Source organism: Oxalobacter paeniformigenes, from assembly GCF_027158465.1.
Classification (GTDB): Bacteria; Pseudomonadota; Gammaproteobacteria; order Burkholderiales; family Burkholderiaceae_D; genus Oxalobacter; species Oxalobacter paeniformigenes.
The window spans coordinates 43,119-59,795 of the sequence record NZ_JAMKYL010000005.1 but is presented as its reverse complement, the minus strand read 5'-3'; the positions used below and the strand labels follow the sequence as shown (position 1 = coordinate 59,795).

At 50.6% G+C, this 16,677-nt stretch carries 32 protein-coding genes; 31 read left to right on the top strand and 1 reads right to left on the bottom strand.

What is annotated here, in order from left to right; translation table 11 throughout:
* Window positions 1-18 precede the first annotated feature (18 nt).
* The 31 genes from tuf (at window position 19) to cutA (ending at window position 16,003) form a co-directional block, all read left to right on the top strand.
* Window positions 19-1,209, top strand: a complete 1,191-nt coding sequence (tuf, locus tag NAI64_RS07030; RefSeq protein WP_269299101.1) for an elongation factor Tu — start codon at window positions 19-21, stop codon at window positions 1,207-1,209.
* A 72-nt stretch (window positions 1,210-1,281) separates the two neighbouring features.
* The gene (gene rpsJ / locus NAI64_RS07025; protein ID WP_269299100.1) at window positions 1,282-1,593 is read left to right on the top strand and encodes a 30S ribosomal protein S10; all 312 of its coding nucleotides are present in this window, start codon (window positions 1,282-1,284) and stop codon (window positions 1,591-1,593) included.
* 145 nt (window positions 1,594-1,738) lie between these two features.
* Window positions 1,739-2,395, top strand: a complete 657-nt coding sequence (gene rplC / locus NAI64_RS07020) for a 50S ribosomal protein L3 (RefSeq protein ID WP_269299099.1) — start codon at window positions 1,739-1,741, stop codon at window positions 2,393-2,395.
* 3 nt (window positions 2,396-2,398) lie between these two features.
* Window positions 2,399-3,019, top strand: a complete 621-nt coding sequence (gene rplD / locus NAI64_RS07015) for a 50S ribosomal protein L4 (RefSeq protein ID WP_269299098.1) — start codon at window positions 2,399-2,401, stop codon at window positions 3,017-3,019.
* The gene (gene rplW / locus NAI64_RS07010) at window positions 3,016-3,333 is read left to right on the top strand and encodes a 50S ribosomal protein L23 (protein WP_269299096.1); all 318 of its coding nucleotides are present in this window, start codon (window positions 3,016-3,018) and stop codon (window positions 3,331-3,333) included. Before rplD ends, rplW begins: the two co-directional genes overlap by 4 nt.
* Window positions 3,333-4,160 (top strand): 50S ribosomal protein L2, encoded by an 828-nt coding sequence (gene rplB, locus NAI64_RS07005; protein WP_269299093.1) that lies wholly within the window; start codon window positions 3,333-3,335, stop codon window positions 4,158-4,160. Before rplW ends, rplB begins: the two co-directional genes overlap by 1 nt.
* 10 nt (window positions 4,161-4,170) lie before the next feature.
* A complete protein-coding gene (gene rpsS / locus NAI64_RS07000) occupies window positions 4,171-4,446 on the top strand; it encodes a 30S ribosomal protein S19 (RefSeq protein ID WP_005878792.1) in 276 nt (91 codons plus the stop codon).
* Window positions 4,447-4,451: 5 nt separating this feature from the next.
* Entirely contained in the window at window positions 4,452-4,784 is a 333-nt protein-coding gene (gene rplV / locus NAI64_RS06995; protein ID WP_269299091.1) for a 50S ribosomal protein L22, read from the top strand.
* A 10-nt stretch (window positions 4,785-4,794) separates the two neighbouring features.
* Entirely contained in the window at window positions 4,795-5,643 is an 849-nt protein-coding gene (gene rpsC, locus NAI64_RS06990; RefSeq protein ID WP_269299089.1) for a 30S ribosomal protein S3, read from the top strand.
* A 2-nt stretch (window positions 5,644-5,645) separates the two neighbouring features.
* On the top strand, window positions 5,646-6,065 hold the full coding sequence (gene rplP, locus NAI64_RS06985; RefSeq protein ID WP_269264519.1) for a 50S ribosomal protein L16: 420 nt from the start codon (window positions 5,646-5,648) through the stop codon (window positions 6,063-6,065).
* Between the two features lie 11 nt (window positions 6,066-6,076).
* Window positions 6,077-6,268, top strand: coding sequence for a 50S ribosomal protein L29 (gene rpmC / locus NAI64_RS06980; RefSeq protein ID WP_005878796.1), 192 nt, complete (start codon window positions 6,077-6,079; stop codon window positions 6,266-6,268).
* Window positions 6,268-6,540 carry a 30S ribosomal protein S17 gene (gene rpsQ, locus NAI64_RS06975; protein ID WP_269299087.1) on the top strand — a complete coding sequence of 91 codons (273 nt, stop codon included), beginning with the start codon at window positions 6,268-6,270 and terminating at the stop codon, window positions 6,538-6,540. The genes rpmC and rpsQ overlap by 1 nt, the downstream gene beginning before the upstream one ends.
* Before the next feature lie 177 nt (window positions 6,541-6,717).
* Window positions 6,718-7,086, top strand: a complete 369-nt coding sequence (gene rplN / locus NAI64_RS06970) for a 50S ribosomal protein L14 (protein ID WP_005878798.1) — start codon at window positions 6,718-6,720, stop codon at window positions 7,084-7,086.
* Window positions 7,087-7,095: 9 nt separating this feature from the next.
* Window positions 7,096-7,410 (top strand): 50S ribosomal protein L24, encoded by a 315-nt coding sequence (gene rplX / locus NAI64_RS06965; RefSeq protein WP_269299085.1) that lies wholly within the window; start codon window positions 7,096-7,098, stop codon window positions 7,408-7,410.
* A 2-nt stretch (window positions 7,411-7,412) separates the two neighbouring features.
* Complete coding sequence (rplE, locus tag NAI64_RS06960; protein ID WP_269299083.1) at window positions 7,413-7,952, top strand: 50S ribosomal protein L5; 540 nt, start codon at window positions 7,413-7,415, stop codon at window positions 7,950-7,952.
* A gap of 7 nt (window positions 7,953-7,959) precedes the next feature.
* On the top strand, window positions 7,960-8,265 hold the full coding sequence (gene rpsN / locus NAI64_RS06955; RefSeq protein ID WP_269299081.1) for a 30S ribosomal protein S14: 306 nt from the start codon (window positions 7,960-7,962) through the stop codon (window positions 8,263-8,265).
* A 14-nt stretch (window positions 8,266-8,279) separates the two neighbouring features.
* On the top strand, window positions 8,280-8,675 hold the full coding sequence (gene rpsH / locus NAI64_RS06950) for a 30S ribosomal protein S8 (RefSeq protein ID WP_269299079.1): 396 nt from the start codon (window positions 8,280-8,282) through the stop codon (window positions 8,673-8,675).
* Window positions 8,676-8,685: 10 nt separating this feature from the next.
* Window positions 8,686-9,219 (top strand): 50S ribosomal protein L6, encoded by a 534-nt coding sequence (gene rplF / locus NAI64_RS06945; protein WP_269299077.1) that lies wholly within the window; start codon window positions 8,686-8,688, stop codon window positions 9,217-9,219.
* 12 nt (window positions 9,220-9,231) lie between these two features.
* Window positions 9,232-9,588, top strand: a complete 357-nt coding sequence (rplR, locus tag NAI64_RS06940) for a 50S ribosomal protein L18 (RefSeq protein WP_269299075.1) — start codon at window positions 9,232-9,234, stop codon at window positions 9,586-9,588.
* Between the two features lie 10 nt (window positions 9,589-9,598).
* A complete protein-coding gene (rpsE, locus tag NAI64_RS06935; protein WP_005878805.1) occupies window positions 9,599-10,117 on the top strand; it encodes a 30S ribosomal protein S5 in 519 nt (172 codons plus the stop codon).
* Between the two features lie 10 nt (window positions 10,118-10,127).
* Window positions 10,128-10,307 (top strand): 50S ribosomal protein L30, encoded by a 180-nt coding sequence (rpmD, locus tag NAI64_RS06930; protein WP_269299073.1) that lies wholly within the window; start codon window positions 10,128-10,130, stop codon window positions 10,305-10,307.
* 24 nt (window positions 10,308-10,331) lie between these two features.
* The gene (gene rplO, locus NAI64_RS06925) at window positions 10,332-10,763 is read left to right on the top strand and encodes a 50S ribosomal protein L15 (RefSeq protein ID WP_269299071.1); all 432 of its coding nucleotides are present in this window, start codon (window positions 10,332-10,334) and stop codon (window positions 10,761-10,763) included.
* Between the two features lie 25 nt (window positions 10,764-10,788).
* Window positions 10,789-12,123, top strand: coding sequence for a preprotein translocase subunit SecY (secY, locus tag NAI64_RS06920; RefSeq protein ID WP_269299069.1), 1,335 nt, complete (start codon window positions 10,789-10,791; stop codon window positions 12,121-12,123).
* A gap of 24 nt (window positions 12,124-12,147) precedes the next feature.
* Window positions 12,148-12,366 (top strand): translation initiation factor IF-1, encoded by a 219-nt coding sequence (gene infA / locus NAI64_RS06915; protein WP_005878809.1) that lies wholly within the window; start codon window positions 12,148-12,150, stop codon window positions 12,364-12,366.
* Window positions 12,367-12,400: 34 nt separating this feature from the next.
* Entirely contained in the window at window positions 12,401-12,514 is a 114-nt protein-coding gene (rpmJ, locus tag NAI64_RS06910; RefSeq protein WP_081442209.1) for a 50S ribosomal protein L36, read from the top strand.
* A 25-nt stretch (window positions 12,515-12,539) separates the two neighbouring features.
* Window positions 12,540-12,905 (top strand): 30S ribosomal protein S13, encoded by a 366-nt coding sequence (gene rpsM, locus NAI64_RS06905; protein ID WP_269299066.1) that lies wholly within the window; start codon window positions 12,540-12,542, stop codon window positions 12,903-12,905.
* A 46-nt stretch (window positions 12,906-12,951) separates the two neighbouring features.
* The gene (gene rpsK, locus NAI64_RS06900; protein ID WP_005878811.1) at window positions 12,952-13,353 is read left to right on the top strand and encodes a 30S ribosomal protein S11; all 402 of its coding nucleotides are present in this window, start codon (window positions 12,952-12,954) and stop codon (window positions 13,351-13,353) included.
* A 91-nt stretch (window positions 13,354-13,444) separates the two neighbouring features.
* Complete coding sequence (gene rpsD, locus NAI64_RS06895) at window positions 13,445-14,068, top strand: 30S ribosomal protein S4 (protein WP_269299065.1); 624 nt, start codon at window positions 13,445-13,447, stop codon at window positions 14,066-14,068.
* Window positions 14,069-14,135: 67 nt separating this feature from the next.
* Window positions 14,136-15,113, top strand: a complete 978-nt coding sequence (locus NAI64_RS06890) for a DNA-directed RNA polymerase subunit alpha (protein ID WP_269299063.1) — start codon at window positions 14,136-14,138, stop codon at window positions 15,111-15,113.
* Between the two features lie 71 nt (window positions 15,114-15,184).
* Window positions 15,185-15,577, top strand: coding sequence for a 50S ribosomal protein L17 (gene rplQ / locus NAI64_RS06885; protein ID WP_269299061.1), 393 nt, complete (start codon window positions 15,185-15,187; stop codon window positions 15,575-15,577).
* A 108-nt stretch (window positions 15,578-15,685) separates the two neighbouring features.
* Complete coding sequence (cutA, locus tag NAI64_RS06880; protein WP_269299059.1) at window positions 15,686-16,003, top strand: divalent-cation tolerance protein CutA; 318 nt, start codon at window positions 15,686-15,688, stop codon at window positions 16,001-16,003.
* A gap of 14 nt (window positions 16,004-16,017) precedes the next feature.
* Here cutA and NAI64_RS06875 read toward each other — a convergent pair whose 3' ends face one another.
* On the bottom strand, window positions 16,018-16,644 hold the full coding sequence (locus NAI64_RS06875) for a diacylglycerol/polyprenol kinase family protein (protein WP_269299058.1): 627 nt from the start codon (window positions 16,642-16,644) through the stop codon (window positions 16,018-16,020).
* Between the last annotated feature and the right edge of the window lie 33 nt (window positions 16,645-16,677).

Sequence of the window (16,677 nt, the reverse complement as noted above, 5' to 3'; positions counted from 1 at the left end):
TTGAAGGAAATCTGAAAAATGGCAAAGAGCAAGTATGAGCGGACGAAGCCGCACGTAAACGTAGGAACAATTGGTCACGTTGATCATGGCAAGACCACCCTGACGGCGGCGATTGCGACCGTACTGTCGAAGAAATTCGGAGGTGAAGCCAAGGACTACGACCAGATTGACGCAGCGCCGGAAGAAAAGGCACGTGGCATCACCATCAACACAGCCCACGTAGAATACGAAACCGCAAACCGTCACTATGCCCACGTTGACTGCCCGGGCCACGCCGACTACATCAAGAACATGATCACCGGCGCAGCCCAGATGGACGGAGCCATCCTGGTCGTATCCGCAGCAGACGGTCCGATGCCGCAGACCCGTGAACACATCCTGCTGGCCCGTCAGGTCGGCGTTCCGTACATCATCGTATTTTTGAACAAATGCGACATGGTCGACGACGCAGAACTGCTGGAACTGGTAGAAATGGAAGTACGCGAACTGCTGTCCCGCTACGAATTCCCGGGTGACGACATTCCGATCATCAAAGGTTCCGCCAAAATGGCACTGGAAGGCGACACCGGCGAACTCGGCGAAGTCGCGATCATGGCACTGGCCGACGCACTCGACAGCTACATTCCGACCCCGGAACGTGCAGTTGACGGCACCTTCCTGATGCCGGTAGAAGACGTATTCTCCATCTCCGGTCGTGGTACCGTCGTAACCGGTCGTGTAGAAAGAGGCGTCATCAAGGTAGGCGAAGAAATCGAAATCGTCGGCATCCGCGAAACCGCCAAGACCACCTGCACCGGCGTAGAAATGTTCAGAAAACTGCTGGATCAGGGACAGGCAGGCGACAACATCGGCGTACTGCTGCGCGGAACCAAACGTGAAGAAGTCGAACGTGGACAGGTTCTGGCAAAACCGGGCACCATCAAACCGCACACCCAGTTCTCCGGCGAAGTCTACGTACTGTCGAAAGAAGAAGGCGGTCGTCACACCCCATTCTTCAACAACTACCGTCCGCAGTTCTACTTCCGTACGACGGACGTAACGGGCGCCATCGAATTGCCGAAAGACAAGGAAATGGTCATGCCGGGCGACAACGTCACGATCAACGTCAAGCTGATCAGCCCGATTGCGATGGAAGAAGGTCTGAGATTCGCGATTCGCGAAGGCGGCAGAACCGTTGGTGCTGGCGTCGTCTCCAAAATCTTCGAATAATTCATTGCAGGTACGATAATTCAAATGCTGCGGGTGGCAAGCCATCCGCAGCTCGTTCTTTGGAAAGATATTATGCAAAACCAGAAAATCCGCATTCGCCTCAAGGCATTCGACTATAAACTGATCGACCAGTCTGCACAGGAAATCATCGACACAGCCAAACGTACCGGTGCCGTCGTCAAGGGGCCTGTTCCACTGCCGACCCGTATCCAGCGTTTCGATATCCTGCGTTCGCCGCGCGTCAACAAAACCTCGCGCGACCAGTTCGAAATCCGTACGCACCAGCGTTTGATGGATATCATCGATCCGACCGACAAGACCGTCGATGCCCTGATGAAACTGGATCTGCCAGCAGGTGTCGATGTCGAAATCAAGCTGCAATAATTGCTTAGCAGGCAATTAGCGGTTGTGCAAACGGCGCATGCGGGATATAATGCGCCGCTTGAGCAAGTCAAGAGATTGTTTTTGCTCTTGTTTCTGTAAAATAACAAACAGCCCTGCCCAATCGTAGGCAGGAATGGAGATAAAAATGAGCCTAGGCCTTATCGGGCGTAAGGTTGGGATGATGCGTATATTCACGGATGATGGGGATAGCATTCCTGTTACCGTGGTAGATGTATCGGACAACCGCGTTACGCAAGTCAAGACGACCGAGACAGACGGTTACACGGCTGTCCAGGTTGCATTCGGCAAACGCCGTCCTTCCCGTGTCAATAAAGCTGCAGCCGGACATTTCGCGAAAGCAGGTGTCGAAGCAGGCAGTGTATTGCGCGAATTCAGAGTTGATGCTGCCAAGGCAGCGGAAGTCAAGGCAGGTGACGTATTGCCTGTCACCCTGTTTGAAGTCGGTCAGAAGATTGATGTTCAGGGCGTTTCGATCGGTAAAGGTTATGCCGGTACCATCAAACGTTACAATTTCGGTTCCGGTCGTGCTACCCATGGTAACTCCCTGTCGCACAATGTCCCGGGTTCCATCGGTATGAACCAGGATCCGGGTCGCGTTTTTCCGGGCAAGAAAATGACGGGTCACATGGGGGATGAAACCACCACCGTTCAGAATCTGGAAGTCGCACGTATTGATGCAGAACGTAATCTGCTGCTGGTCAAGGGTGCTGTTCCGGGTGCCAAGAATGCGCAGGTTGTTGTACGTCCTGCCGTAAAAACCAAAGTAAGCAAGGGGGCATAACAGATGGAATTGAAGCTCCTAAATGGAAAAGACCAGGTTGCCGGCAAAGTGGAAGCGCCGGATACCATTTTCGGCCGTGAATATAACGAAGCACTGATTCATCAGATCGTTGTCGCTTTCCAGGCCAATGCCAGAACTGCCGATCGTCAGCAAAAGAGCCGTGAAACGGTTGCGCATACGACCAAGAAACCGTGGCGTCAGAAAGGTACCGGTCGTGCACGTTCGGGTATGTCGTCCTCGCCGCTGTGGCGTGGAGGCGGTCGCGCGTTTCCCAATTCGCCCGACGAAAATTTTTCTCACAAGGTCAACAAGAAGATGTATCGCGCAGGTGTCTGTTCGATTCTCTCGCAGCTGGCACGTGAAGGCAGACTGACGGTGATCGACGAACTGGCGCTTGAAGCACCGAAAACGAAGATGTTGGCCCAGAAGCTCAAGGCTTTCGGTTTCGATTCCGTACTTGTCATTACGGACAATTTCGATGAAAACCTGTATCTGGCATCGCGCAACCTGCCGAATGTATTGGTGCTCGAACCACACCAGGCTGATCCTGTTTCCCTTGTCTATTTCAAGGATGTACTGATTACCAAGGCAGCTCTGGGCAAGATTGAGGAGATGCTGGCATGAGTGCGGTCATGAAAATTAGTGAAGAACGTCTGATGAAAGTATTGCTGGCTCCGGTAGTTTCGGAAAAGGCCACTTTTATCGCTGAAAAGTATGAACAAGTCATTTTTCGTGTACTGAAAAATGCAACCAAGCCTGAAATCAAGGCAGCCGTTGAAAATATGTTCAAGGTTGAAGTCGAATCAGTGCAGGTGCTGAATCGCCTGGGCAAGCAAAAACGTACGCGTAACGGTATGGGCCGCAAGAGCAATCAGAAGCTGGCATATGTTTGCCTCAAGCCTGGTCAGGAAATCCATTTTACCGAGGAGGCTAAATAATGGCTCTCGTTAAAGTCAAACCAACATCTCCGGCTCGCCGTGGAATGGTCAAGCTGGTCAATCCGGAACTGTACAAGGGACGTCCTTATGCCGCTCTGGTTGAAAAGAAATCCAAGAGTGCAGGGCGTAACAACAACGGTCATATCACGACCCGTCATATCGGTGGTGGTCACAAGCATCACTATCGCGTGATTGATTTCGTTCGTAACAAGGACGGTATTGCCGGCAAGGTGGAACGTATCGAATACGATCCGAACCGCACTGCCAACATTGCGCTGGTTTGCTACGCAGATGGCGAACGCCGTTACATCATCGCACCGAAGGGTCTGTCCGTCGGTGATCAGATCATGAACGGTTCCGAAGCACCGATCAAGGCTGGCAACTGCCTGCCGTTGCGCAATATTCCGGTCGGTACGACGTTGCACTGCATCGAAATCCTGCCTGGCAAGGGTGCGCAGCTGGCACGTACTGCCGGTGCCGCTGTCGTTCTGATGGCACGCGAAGGATCGTATGCACAGGTTCGTCTGCGTTCCGGTGAAGTTCGTCGTATCCATATCGAATGCCGTGCGACGATCGGTGAAGTGGGCAATGCGGAACAGAATCTGCGCAAATTGGGCAAGGCTGGTGCAATGCGCTGGCGTGGCGTACGTCCGACGGTACGCGGTGTTGTCATGAATCCTGTCGATCACCCGCATGGTGGTGGTGAAGGTAGAACATCCGGTGGACGTCATCCGGTTACGCCTTGGGGTCAGAAGACCAAGGGTCTGAAAACGCGTAGCAACAAGCGCACGACTTCGATGATCGTTTCGCGCCGCAACAAGAAATAAGGGGTAGCATATGACACGTTCGTTGAAAAAAGGACCTTTCTGCGATGCGCACCTGATCGCCAAGGTGGAAGCTGCGCAGGCATCCAAGGATAAACGGCCAATTAAAACCTGGTCTCGTCGGTCAACAATTATGCCGGATTTTATCGGGCTGACGATTGCTGTTCATAATGGCAAACAGCATGTTCCCGTTTATATTTCCGAAAATATGGTTGGTCATAAATTGGGCGAATTCGCATTGACCAGAACTTTCAAGGGTCATGCCGCCGATAAAAAAGCTAAGAAATAGGACCAATGATGGAAACAAAAGCTTCTCTTCGTGGTGTGCATTTGTCAGCGCAAAAAGGTCGTCTGATTGCCGACATGATTCGTGGCAAGAAAGTGGATCAGGCGCTCGATATTCTGTCGTTCACACCGAAAAAAGGTGCTGTCATTATCAAGCAAGTGCTGGAATCGGCTATCGCCAATGCGGAACACAATGACGGTGCGGATATTGATGAACTGAAAGTTTCTTCGATTTATGTTGAAAAAGGAACTTTTATGAAACGTTACTCGGCTCGTGCAAAAGGACGGGGTGACCGTATTTCGAAACAAACCTGTCACATTTATGTGACGGTCGGTAATTAAGGGGGTCACGATGGGACAAAAGATTCATCCAACTGGTTTCCGTCTGGCAGTTGCCCGTAACTGGTCTTCCCGCTGGTATGCCGGCAACAACAATTTTGCCGGAATGCTCAACGAAGACCTGAAGGCTCGTGCCTATCTGAAGAAAAAACTGAAAAACGCATCGGTCGGTCAGGTCGTGATCGAACGTCCGGCAAAGAATGCGCGCTTTACCATTTACAGTTCTCGTCCGGGTGTAGTGATCGGCAAGAAAGGTGAAGATATCGAAGTGCTGAAATCGGATCTTTCCAAGATCATGGGTGTGCCGGTTCATGTCAATATCGAAGAAGTTCGCAAGCCTGAACTGCATGCACAGCTGATCGCAGATTCGATCACCCAGCAGCTGGAAAAACGTATCATGTTCCGTCGCGCAATGCGTCGCGCGATGCAAAACGCGATGCGACTGGGAGCTGTCGGTATCAAGATCATGTCTTCCGGTCGTCTGAACGGTATCGAAATCGCGCGTACCGAATGGTATCGTGAAGGTCGTGTGCCTTTGCATACCCTGCGTGCCGATATCGACTATGGCTTTTCCGAAGCACAGACTACCTACGGCATTATCGGTGTGAAGGTCTGGGTATACAAGGGTGATCGTCTGGAAAACGGCGAAGCGCCAAAGATCGAAACACCGAACGATGAAGACAAGAAACGTCGTGGCGCACGCCGTGATGATGGCCGTCCTGGCAGACAGCGTGTCAGAAAGTCTGAAGGTGCCGGTGCATCCGAAGCTCCTTCGACCGGAGCCAAACGCGTTCGTGCAAGAAAACCTGAAAATGCAGCGGCAGCGACCGAAAGTGCGCCTGCTGAAGCGGCAGGAGAATAATTATGTTGCAACCATCTCGTAGAAAATATAGAAAAGAGCAGAAAGGTCGCAATACCGGTATTTCTCACGAAAGAGGTACCAAGGTATCGTTTGGCGACTTTGGTCTGAAAGCGGTCGGAAGAGGTCGTATCACGGCACGTCAGATCGAGGCAGCACGTCGTGCCATGACACGCCATATCAAGAGAGGCGGCCGTATCTGGATTCGTGTATTCCCGGACAAGCCGATTTCCGAAAAACCTGCTGAAGTCCGTATGGGTAGCGGCAAAGGCAATCCGGAATACTATGTCGCAGAAATCAGACCAGGCAAGGTTCTTTATGAAATGGACGGAGTGGATGAGGCTCTGGCCCGTGAGGCATTCCGTCTGGCCGCTGCCAAATTGCCACTGCCGACGGTCTTCGTTGTCCGTCAGCTTGGCCAGTAATAGGAGTGAATATGAAAGCATCCGAACTGCGTTCCAAGGATCAGGCTGAGCTGAAGACCGAACTCAACGATCTTTTGAAGGCTCAATTTGGTCTGCGTATGCAATTGGCGACCCAGCAGTTGACCAATACTTCCCAGCTCAAAAAGGTGAGAAGAGATATTGCTCGGGTAAAAACTGTCATGAATTCAAAGGGTAAAGCATAATGAACGATCAGGAAAAGTCCGTGTTGAAACGCACTCTGATTGGTAAAGTTGTGTCTGACAAGATGGACAAAACGGTTTCCGTTTTGATCGAACGCCGTGTCAAGCATCCGCTGTATGGGAAAATTGTCCGTCGTTCCAAGAAGTATCTTGCGCACGATGAAAACAATCAGGCAAAAATTGGCGATACCGTTGAAATTCAGGAAAGTCGTCCAATTTCTAAAAACAAATCTTGGGTTCTCACCAAAGTTATTCAGGTTGCGCAAATTATATAAAAGGATTGCATTTGTCCCTGGATAGTGCAATAATGCAAAACTTCGCATCACACCTCACGGGTGCGGTGCGAAGTTCTTTATATATCATGTACACCTAATCAGTCGCACGCATGTGCGTCTGGCGGGACCAAGACTGATCGCCGAAGTTTATGGCGAATTAAGTTGGGAAAGAAAATTATGATTCAGACTGAAAGTCGTTTAAAAGTGGCCGACAATACGGGTGCCAGAGAGGTTCTTTGCATCAAGGTTCTCGGCGGATCCAAGCGTCGCTATGCTCAGATCGGTGACATCATCAAGGTGACTGTCAAAAGTGCTGCGCCGCGCGGTAGAGTCAAGAAGGGCGAAATCTACAATGCAGTCGTTGTTCGTACTGCAAAGGGTGTTCGTCGTCAGGATGGTTCTCTGATCAAGTTCGATGAGGGTGCGGCTGTGTTGCTCAACAACAAGCTCGAACCGATCGGAACGCGTATCTTCGGGCCGGTAACTCGTGAATTGCGTACGGAAAGATTTATGAAAATCGTTTCACTTGCGCCGGAAGTATTGTAAGGGGATGTTATGAACAAAATACGCAAAGGCGATGAAGTGATTGTTCTGGTCGGTAAAGACAAGGGCAAACGTGGCGTCGTTCAGCAATGTATTGAAGATCGTGTCGTTGTCGCTGGTGTGAACGTTGCCAAGAAAACGACCAAGCCGAATCCGATGACGGGTGCAACGGGTGGCATTGTCGACAAGCTTATGCCGATTCATGTTTCCAATGTTGCTCTGTTCAATGCAAAAACGGGCAAGGCTGATCGCGTGGGTTTTAAGGAAGTGGACGGCAAGAAGGTCCGTGTCTTTAAATCGAATGGTGAAGTTGTCGGGGCTAAATAATTATGGCGCGTCTACAGGATTTATATAAGGAAAAAATTGTTGCCGATCTGATGGCAAAGTTTTCCTACAAGTCAGCAATGGAAGTTCCTCGTATTACCAAGATCACTCTGAATATGGGGTTGTCGGAAGCCGTTGCCGATAAAAAGGTAATTGATCATGCTACTGGCGATCTTGCCAAAATCGCAGGTCAAAAACCGGTTGTGACCAAGGCTCGCAAGTCCATCGCGGGTTTCAAGATTCGTGAAGGTTATCCGATCGGGTGCATGGTTACCCTGCGCGGTGCGAGAATGTATGAATTTCTCGATCGTCTGGTAACGATTGCATTGCCGCGTGTGCGTGACTTCCGTGGTATCAATGGCCGCTCTTTTGATGGTCGTGGCAACTACAATCTGGGCATCAAGGAACAGATCATATTCCCTGAAATCGAATATGACAAAATCGATGCGCTGCGTGGTCTGAATATCAGCGTCACCACCACCGCCAAGACAGACGAAGAGGCGAAGGCACTTCTTTCCGCATTTAAATTTCCGTTTAGAAATTGAGATAGCCATGGCAAAACTGGCATTAATAAATCGTGAATTGAAACGCGCTGCGCTTGTCAAGAAATATGCAGGCAAACGCGCTGAACTGAAAGCTATTATCGACGACCAGACGAAGTCTGAAGAAGAACGTTTCGAGGCTCGTCTGAAACTGCAATCGTTGCCTCGCAACGCCAATCCGACGCGTCAGCGCAACCGTTGCGCATTGACCGGAAGACCGCGTGGCACTTACCGCAAGTTTGGCTTGGGTCGTGCCAAACTGAGAGAATTCGCCATGAATGGTGAAATTCCGGGAATTACTAAAGCTAGCTGGTAGCAGGGGGAATTGTTATGAGTATGAGCGATCCTATCGCAGATATGCTGACTCGCATCCGCAATGCGCAGCAGGTCAAAAAAGGTTCTGTTGCCATGCCTTCGTCCAAGGTGAAAGTTGCCATCGCGAAGGTGCTGAAGGATGAAGGTTATATCGATTCCTTCGATGTTAGCGAGGAAGCTGGCAAGGCACAGTTGAATATCGCGCTGAAATACTATGTCGGTCGTCCTGTTATCGAAAGACTTGAACGTGTTTCCCGTCCTGGTCTTCGTATTTACAAGGGTCGTGACGAACTGCCGAGCGTGATGAATGGACTGGGTGTCGCTATTGTATCGACGCCGAAGGGAGTCATGACTGACCGCAAGGCGAGAGCTACCGGTGTCGGTGGTGAAGTTCTTTGCTATGTTGCCTGAGGAGTGAAGCATGTCTAGAGTTGGAAAAATGCCGGTTGCTGTTCCTGAAGGCACGACGGCAGCAATCGCGGGCAATCAGATTACCATCAAGGGCCCTTTGGGTTCCATGAGCAGAACGCTGAGCGATCTGGTTGTTGTCAAGCAGGAAGACAAGTTATTGAAGGTTGAGGCTGCAAACGACAGCCGGGAAGCCGTAGCGATGTGGGGAACGACGCGTGCCCTGCTGAACAATATGGTTCTGGGTGTCAGCAAGGGCTTTGAAAAACGTCTGAGTCTGGTTGGCGTCGGTTTCAGGGCTCAGGCGCAGGGCGACAAGTTGAACATGTCTCTCGGTTTTTCTCATCCTGTCGTTCATGTCATGCCGGAAGGCATCAAGTGCGAAACCCCTTCGCAGACTGAAATCGTGATCAAGGGTATGGACAAGCACCTGGTTGGTCAGGTCGCTGCTGACGTACGTGCATATCGCAAGCCTGAACCATACAAGGGCAAGGGCGTTCGGTATGTAGACGAAGTCGTTAAGATCAAAGAAACTAAGAAGAAGTAATAGGGGCGATTGATGAACAAGAAACAATCACGTTTGCGCCGCGGCCGTCAGACCCGGGCCAAAATTGCTGTTCTGAAGGCAACACGTTTGTCGGTGCATCGTACCAATTTGCATATTTATGCAAACATTATTGGCCCGGATGCCCGGATTCTGGCTTCTTCGTCGACACTGGAATCGGACGTCCGCAAGGAACTGGCAGGGAAAAGCGGTGGCAACGTCGCTGCCGCCATGCTGGTAGGCAAGAGAGTTGCCGAGAAGGCTTTGCAGGCCGGAATTACCGAAGTGGCTTTCGATCGTTCCGGTTTTCGTTACCACGGCCGTGTCAAAGCATTGGCTGAAGCTGCTCGCGAAGCAGGTCTGAAGTTCTAAGGATATAACCATGGCAAAAATGCAACAAAAGACGCAGGGTGATCGGCCGGATGACGGATTGCGCGAAAAGATGATCGCGATCAATCGTGTAACGAAAGTCGTCAAGGGCGGTCGTATTATGGGTTTTGCTGCACTGACGGTAGTCGGTGATGGCGATGGCCGTATCGGAATGGGCAAGGGTAAATCGAAAGAAGTGCCTATCGCTGTCCAGAAGGCAATGGAAGAAGCTCGCCGCAACATGATCAAGGTGACGCTCAAGGACGGTACCTTGCAGCATACGATTATCGGAAAACATGGCGCTTCCAAAGTGATGCTCAATCCTGCCAAACAGGGTACCGGTGTGATTGCCGGTGGCGCAATGCGTGCGATTTTCGACGTGATGGGCGTGACCAACGTCGTCGCCAAATCTTTCGGTTCGAGCAATCCGTACAATATGGTCAGAGCAACCCTCAATGCACTGGCTTCGATGAACACTCCCGCCGATGTCGCGGCAAAACGTGGCAAGTCGGTAGAGGAAATTGTTGGATAAGGTGATCGACATGTCTAATCAAATTACCGTGAAACTGGTCAGAAGTCTGATCGGAACGCGCAAGTCGCATCGCGACACCGTTCGTGGTCTGGGTCTTCGTCGATTGAATTCCGTATCCACTTTGCAGGACACGCCTGCTGTTCGTGGAATGATTAAGAAAGTATCGTATCTCGTTCAGGTTATTGCCTGAGCGGAGCGGCAAACAGGATAAGCTATGAATTTGAATAATTTGCAGCCTGCCTATGGCGCTAAACAGGCAAAGCGCAGAGTCGGACGTGGTATCGGCAGCGGATTGGGAAAAACAGCTGGCCGCGGTCACAAGGGCCAGAAATCAAGAGCTGGCGGTTTTCACCGTGTGGGTTTTGAAGGCGGTCAGATGCCGTTGCAGCGCCGTCTGCCAAAGCGCGGTTTCAAGTCTCCTGCTGCATTGACCCGTGCAGAAGTCCGTCTTTCCGATTTGGATAAACTGGGCGTGGATGAAATCGATCTGCTGGTGCTGAAACAGGCCGGTCTGGTATCCGGTCTGGTCAAGAATGTCAGAGTCATTCTGTCTGGTGAAATCAATCGCAGTGTGACTGTGAACGGGCTTGCTGTCACCAAAGGAGCCAAGGCCGCCATTGAAAGCAAGGGTGGCAAGGTCGCTTAAGTAAACAACTTACAGGGGTATCCAGTTGGCAACGTCATCTAATTTGGCAAAAAATGCCACAGCCGGTTTTCCATGGCGGCGTTTGTTGTTTTTGCTCGGAGCATTGGTGGTGTTCCGTATTGGCGCCCATATACCGGTTCCTGGCATTGATTCCGAACAGCTGGCCATGCTGTTCAGACAGAATCAGGGCGGTATTCTCGGCATGTTCAACATGTTTTCGGGTGGTGCGCTTTCGCGGTTTACCGTGTTTGCGCTGGGCATCATGCCGTACATTTCGGCTTCCATTATCATGCAGATGCTGGGGATTGTGTCCCCGCAGATTGATGCACTGAAAAAGGAAGGTGAAGCGGGCAAAAGGAAGATGACGCAGTACACGCGTTACGGTACGCTTGTGCTGGCCGCGTTTCAGGGGCTCGGTATCGCTGTCGCGCTGGAATCGCAGCCAGGCCTGGTTATCGAACCGGGCATGGCTTTCCGTTTTACGGCAGTTGTTACGCTGGTAACCGGTACGATGTTCCTGATGTGGCTTGGCGAGCAGATTACCGAACGTGGTCTGGGTAACGGTATTTCCATGCTGATTTTTGCAGGTATTGCAGCAGGTTTGCCCAATGCGATCGGCGGTCTTGTCGAACTGGTTCGTACCGGTTCGATGAATACGCTGACTGCATTGATCATTTGCGTTATCGTTGCGGTGGTTACCTTTCTGGTTGTCTTTATCGAAAGCGGTCAGCGTCGTATCCTGGTCAATTATGCAAAACGACAGATCGGCAACAAGATTTATGGCGGGCAAAGCAGCTTTTTGCCGCTCAAGGTCAACATGGCCGGTGTTATTCCGCCGATTTTTGCCTCGTCGATCATCCTGTTCCCGGCAACGATCGTCGGCTGGTTCGCTACCGGTTCAGAGTCGGACAACATGTTCGTTCGCTTTTTGAAGGACCTTGCCGCATCGCTGGCACCGGGTGAACCGGTTCATGCCATTTTGTATGCGGCTGCCATCATCTTTTTCTGTTTCTTTTATACCGCACTGGTATTCAACAGCCGCGAAACGGCAGATAACCTGAAAAAGAGTGGCGCTTTCATTCCGGGCATTCGTCCGGGTGACCAGACAGCACGCTATGTCGATAAAATTTTGATGAGGTTGACACTGGCGGGCGCGATTTATGTTACATTAGTCTGTTTGTTGCCGGAATTTCTGGTTGCGCGTTGGCAGGTGCCGTTTTACTTCGGTGGTACGTCCCTGCTGATTATCGTCGTTGTCACGATGGATTTTATGGCGCAGATTCAGAATTACATCATGTCCCAGCAGTATGATTCGCTGTTGAGGAAAGCGAATTTCAAGAGCAACAGCTTACCGCGTTAATATTTCATAAAAGATATTGGTTTTATGGCTAAAGATGACGTTATCCAGATGCAGGGCGAGATTGTCGATAACTTGCCCAATGCGACTTTTCGTGTAAAGCTGGAAAATGGACATATGGTTCTCGGGCACATTTCCGGCAAGATGCGTATGAATTACATCCGTATTCTTCCGGGCGACAAGGTAACGGTGGAGCTGACTCCTTATGATCTGAGTCGTGCTCGTATTGTTTTCAGAACAAAATAGCTGGATTCAACAGTTTCTTAGAAAGAGGGTGAAAATGAAGGTTCAGGCATCAGTCAAGCGGATTTGCCGCAACTGCAAAATCATCAAGAGAAAGGGCGTGGTCCGTGTGATCTGCACCGAAGCACGTCATAAACAGAGACAAGGTTAATTAACGTCAATTTAGGACAGAACGAATGGCACGTATTGCAGGGGTTAATATTCCCAACCATCAACACATTGTCATTGGCCTGACGGCTATTTATGGTATCGGACGTCCGAGAGCACAGTCGATCTGTGCTGCTACCGGTGTCGATCCTACCAAGAAAGTCAAGGATCTCGATGACAACGAACTTGAAAAACTTCGCGTCGAAATCGACAAATTCGTGATCGAAGGCGACTTGCGCCGTGAAGTTTCCATGAGCATCAAGCGACTGATGGATCTGGGTTGTTATCGTGGTTTGCGTCATCGCCGCGGTTTGCCGGTCAGAGGCCAGCGTACACGCACCAACGCGCGAACCAGAAAAGGTCCACGTAAAGCCGCGCAGTCTTTGAAGAAGTAATGCAGGCATACGTAGTTTGAACAAGTAGACGGATCGAGGAATTTTTATGGCAAAAGCATCGAATAGTGCAGCAGCTCGCGTGCGCAAGAAGGTGAAGAGAAACATTGCAGAAGGTGTTGCACATGTGCATGCTTCTTTCAACAACACCATCATTACCATTACGGATCGCCAGGGCAATGCGCTGACGTGGGCTACTTCCGGTGGTGCAGGTTTCAAGGGCTCTCGCAAGTCCACTCCATTTGCAGCACAGGTTGCCGCAGAAGCAGCAGGCAAGGTAGCTATCGAATATGGTATCAAGAATCTGGAAGTCAAGATCAAGGGCCCGGGTCCTGGTCGTGAATCGGCTGTCCGCGCACTGAACGGACTGGGTATTCGCATTACGCAGATTCAGGACATTACACCTATTCCGCATAATGGTTGCCGCCCGCCAAAGCGTCGCCGTATCTGATTTCCATTGTAAAGAAGACCACTGTTATGCCGTTCGTGGCATGACTTGCGCCTGTTGTGAGGCGTCAATCAATTTTTGAAAAGGAATTATTGTGGCACGATATATCGGACCCAAAGCAAAGCTTTCCCGTCGTGAAGGCACTGATCTCTTCCTGAAGAGCGCAAGACGCTCTCTCGACTCCAAATGCAAACTGGATGTCAAACCCGGCCAGCATGGCATGAAATCGGGTGCACGTACATCCGACTATGGCAATCAGCTCCGTGAAAAACAGAAAGTCAAACGCATGTATGGCATTCTGGAAAAACAGTTCCGTCGTTATTTTGCCGAAGCAGAACGCAGAAAAGGCAATACCGGCGACAATCTGATGCAGCTGCTGGAATGCCGTCTGGACAATGTCGTTTATCGTATGGGCTTCGGTTCCACCCGTGCCGAAAGTCGTCAGCTGGTCAGCCATCAGGCATTGATGGTCAACGGCAAGGTTGTCAATATTCCTTCGTATCTGGTCAAACCGGAAGACGTCATCACCGTTCGTGAAAAGGCCAAGAAACAGGCACGTATCATCGAATCGCTTTCCCTGGCTGAACAGATCGGTATGGCCGACTGGGTTTCTGTCGATTCCAAGAAGATGGAAGGTGTTTTTAAGCGTATTCCGGATCGCAGCGAATTTGCAAACGATGTCAACGAATCGCTGATCATCGAATTGTATTCACGTTAATTACCGCATTATCAGAGCCATCAGCCTTATTGGTGTAACGAGCCAAGGGTATTGAAAAGGACAAATTATGCAAAACAATTTTCTTAAACCGCGTATTATCAACGTCGAATCGCTGGGTGGCGGTCGTTCCGTTGTCGAAATGGAACCGTTCGAACGCGGTTATGGACATACGCTGGGCAATGCGTTGAGACGTGTGCTGCTGTCGTCCATGACAGGGTATGCACCTACAGAAGTCACGATTGCCGGCGTGGTCCATGAATATTCGACGCTGGACGGCGTTCAGGAAGATGTAGTCGATCTGCTCCTGAACCTGAAGGGCGTCGTTTTCAAGCTGCACAACCGCGATTCGATCACCCTGTCCCTGAAAAAAGCGGGACCGGGTGTTGTCACTGCAGGTGATATCGAGCTGCCGCATGACGTAGAAATCATCAATCCGGATCATGTCATTGCCAATCTTGCGGACAATGGCAAGCTGGATATGCAGATCAAGGTTGAAAAAGGTCGTGGATATGTTCCAGGCAACGTCAGACGTCTGTCCGAGGATGCGAACAAGACCATTGGACGCATCATTCTGGATGCATCTTTTTCGCCAGTACGTCGTGTTTCCTATTCGGTCGAATCGGCTCGTGTCGAACAGCGTACCGATCTGGACAAACTGATCATCAATATCGAAACCAACGGTGTCATTACTGCCGAGGAAGCGATTCGCCAGTCTGCTCGCATTCTGGTCGATCAGCTGAGCGTTTTTGCCGCACTGGAAGGCACTGAAACGACATCCGAAGCACTGACGCAGGTTCCGGCGGTTGATCCGATTCTGTTGCGTCCTGTCGATGACCTGGAATTGACCGTACGCTCCGCAAATTGCCTGAAAGCGGAAAACATCAATTACATCGGCGATCTGATCCAGCGCAGTGAAAACGAATTGCTGAAGACCCCGAATCTGGGACGCAAGTCGCTCAACGAAATCAAGGAAGTTCTCGCTTCCAGAGGTTTGACACTGGGTATGCGTCTGGATAACTGGCCGCCGGCAGGACTTGAAAAATAATGTTTAACCCGAACGGCCCGCAGTTCTGACTGATAGAAGAGCCGTATTGAAAGATTTATAAGGAAAATATCATGCGTCATCGTCATGGTTTGAGAAAACTGAACCGTACTTCTTCCCACCGTCTGGCCATGCTCCGCAATATGACGGTTTCCCTGCTCCGTCACGAAGCAATCAAGACCACTTTGCCGAAGGCCAAGGAATTGCGCCGTGTCGTCGAACCGATCATCACGCTCGGCAAGACCAATACGGTTGCCAACAAGCGTTTGGCATTCAATCGTCTGCGTGATCGTGAAATCGTCGTCAAGCTCTTCAATGTACTTGGCCCGCGTTTTGCCAATCGCAACGGTGGTTATCTGCGTATTCTGAAAATGGGTTTCAGACTGGGTGACAATGCACCGATGGCTTATGTCGAATTGCTCGACAGACCGCAGGAAGAAAAAACGGAAGCTGCAGAAAGCAAATAAGCTTTCCGCCATCTGTTGCAAAGGGCTGGATTTCCAGCCCTTTTTTATTGCCATGAAAGACTGACGGCTGTGGCATACTCTGTACATGGAATATTGCTGGAGAGAGAAATGGAAAAGCCGATTCTGGTTTTTTGTACTGTACCTGACGCGACCACAGCGGAACGTCTGGCAAAGGCGCTTATCGATGAAAAACTGGTTGCCTGTGTAAATTGCGGTACGCCGTCACGTTCCTTTTATCGCTGGAATGGCAAGGTGGAAGAGGCGTCCGAGATGACACTGACGATCAAGACAGTCGATGCACGCTATGATGCCGTCGAGTCATTGATCCGCTCGATGCATCCGTATGAATTGCCTGAGATACTGGCAGTGCCCGTTCTTTGTGGCCTGACACCCTATCTGGAATGGCTGGCACGTGAGACGGCCTGAAATGATGTTGTTCCTTAAAGATAGTGCGTAAGCATCAGGCACAAGCCGACGATGAGCGGAATGGAAAAGTTATCATCGATATGGATGCGGTTTTCGTAGATTTCTGCGAATGTGGCCAGTGTGATGCCAAGTGCACCGTATAACAAAAAGGAAAGCGGTTGCCGGCTATAGTGGTAAAACAATAGCAGAACGATAAATGAGAACAGCCAGAAAGCGATGCTGCCTTCGATACTTTTCTTCCCGTGGTTGATTTTATGTCGTCCGAGTTTTCTTCCGATCAGGGCAGCGAAGGTATCTCCGACAAGCATGATGGACAAGGCGGTCATGGCGATGGTTCTGGGAAACAGGATCGTGGCGAAAAGTACGGCGGCAATGAGGTAGGGCGCTCCGCTTGGACGAAAGGTTTCACGTGTTTCGCATTCGCGCAGAATCCGGTTGAACAGGGCGCCATAGGTCATGGTAAATAGCGGCCAGCGTTTGTTGTTGCCATATTCGACGACAAGCATGATGAACAGCAGCGCGGCAAAAAGCGAGATATTGAACCATTTCGGGAAATAGCCTATGGAAGCGACCATCCAGAGAGAACTTAGGTGGATGAGTTTCCTGAATACTTCGTGACCGTATGAAATCGGTTTGTTCATCTGAAGGTGCCTGCTGTAACGTGGAATGGTATC

Excerpts from the sequence above, each read along its gene's own strand:
- tuf (WP_269299101.1), top strand. The coding sequence starts at position 19 with ATGGCAAAGAGCAAGTATGAGCGGACGAAGCCGCACGTAAACGTAGGA.
- rpsJ (WP_269299100.1), top strand. The coding sequence starts at position 1,282 with ATGCAAAACCAGAAAATCCGCATTCGCCTCAAGGCATTCGACTATAAA.
- rplC (WP_269299099.1), top strand. The coding sequence starts at position 1,739 with ATGAGCCTAGGCCTTATCGGGCGTAAGGTTGGGATGATGCGTATATTC.
- rplD (WP_269299098.1), top strand. The coding sequence starts at position 2,399 with ATGGAATTGAAGCTCCTAAATGGAAAAGACCAGGTTGCCGGCAAAGTG.
- rplW (WP_269299096.1), top strand. The coding sequence starts at position 3,016 with ATGAGTGCGGTCATGAAAATTAGTGAAGAACGTCTGATGAAAGTATTG.
- rplB (WP_269299093.1), top strand. The coding sequence starts at position 3,333 with ATGGCTCTCGTTAAAGTCAAACCAACATCTCCGGCTCGCCGTGGAATG.
- rpsS (WP_005878792.1), top strand. The coding sequence starts at position 4,171 with ATGACACGTTCGTTGAAAAAAGGACCTTTCTGCGATGCGCACCTGATC.
- rplV (WP_269299091.1), top strand. The coding sequence starts at position 4,452 with ATGATGGAAACAAAAGCTTCTCTTCGTGGTGTGCATTTGTCAGCGCAA.
- rpsC (WP_269299089.1), top strand. The coding sequence starts at position 4,795 with ATGGGACAAAAGATTCATCCAACTGGTTTCCGTCTGGCAGTTGCCCGT.
- rplP (WP_269264519.1), top strand. The coding sequence starts at position 5,646 with ATGTTGCAACCATCTCGTAGAAAATATAGAAAAGAGCAGAAAGGTCGC.
- rpmC (WP_005878796.1), top strand. The coding sequence starts at position 6,077 with ATGAAAGCATCCGAACTGCGTTCCAAGGATCAGGCTGAGCTGAAGACC.
- rpsQ (WP_269299087.1), top strand. The coding sequence starts at position 6,268 with ATGAACGATCAGGAAAAGTCCGTGTTGAAACGCACTCTGATTGGTAAA.
- rplN (WP_005878798.1), top strand. The coding sequence starts at position 6,718 with ATGATTCAGACTGAAAGTCGTTTAAAAGTGGCCGACAATACGGGTGCC.
- rplX (WP_269299085.1), top strand. The coding sequence starts at position 7,096 with ATGAACAAAATACGCAAAGGCGATGAAGTGATTGTTCTGGTCGGTAAA.
- rplE (WP_269299083.1), top strand. The coding sequence starts at position 7,413 with ATGGCGCGTCTACAGGATTTATATAAGGAAAAAATTGTTGCCGATCTG.
- rpsN (WP_269299081.1), top strand. The coding sequence starts at position 7,960 with ATGGCAAAACTGGCATTAATAAATCGTGAATTGAAACGCGCTGCGCTT.
- rpsH (WP_269299079.1), top strand. The coding sequence starts at position 8,280 with ATGAGTATGAGCGATCCTATCGCAGATATGCTGACTCGCATCCGCAAT.
- rplF (WP_269299077.1), top strand. The coding sequence starts at position 8,686 with ATGTCTAGAGTTGGAAAAATGCCGGTTGCTGTTCCTGAAGGCACGACG.
- rplR (WP_269299075.1), top strand. The coding sequence starts at position 9,232 with ATGAACAAGAAACAATCACGTTTGCGCCGCGGCCGTCAGACCCGGGCC.
- rpsE (WP_005878805.1), top strand. The coding sequence starts at position 9,599 with ATGGCAAAAATGCAACAAAAGACGCAGGGTGATCGGCCGGATGACGGA.
- rpmD (WP_269299073.1), top strand. The coding sequence starts at position 10,128 with ATGTCTAATCAAATTACCGTGAAACTGGTCAGAAGTCTGATCGGAACG.
- rplO (WP_269299071.1), top strand. The coding sequence starts at position 10,332 with ATGAATTTGAATAATTTGCAGCCTGCCTATGGCGCTAAACAGGCAAAG.
- infA (WP_005878809.1), top strand. The coding sequence starts at position 12,148 with ATGGCTAAAGATGACGTTATCCAGATGCAGGGCGAGATTGTCGATAAC.
- rpmJ (WP_081442209.1), top strand. The coding sequence starts at position 12,401 with ATGAAGGTTCAGGCATCAGTCAAGCGGATTTGCCGCAACTGCAAAATC.
- rpsM (WP_269299066.1), top strand. The coding sequence starts at position 12,540 with ATGGCACGTATTGCAGGGGTTAATATTCCCAACCATCAACACATTGTC.
- rpsK (WP_005878811.1), top strand. The coding sequence starts at position 12,952 with ATGGCAAAAGCATCGAATAGTGCAGCAGCTCGCGTGCGCAAGAAGGTG.
- NAI64_RS06890 (WP_269299063.1), top strand. The coding sequence starts at position 14,136 with ATGCAAAACAATTTTCTTAAACCGCGTATTATCAACGTCGAATCGCTG.
- rplQ (WP_269299061.1), top strand. The coding sequence starts at position 15,185 with ATGCGTCATCGTCATGGTTTGAGAAAACTGAACCGTACTTCTTCCCAC.
- cutA (WP_269299059.1), top strand. The coding sequence starts at position 15,686 with ATGGAAAAGCCGATTCTGGTTTTTTGTACTGTACCTGACGCGACCACA.
- NAI64_RS06875 (WP_269299058.1), bottom strand. The coding sequence starts at position 16,644 with ATGAACAAACCGATTTCATACGGTCACGAAGTATTCAGGAAACTCATC.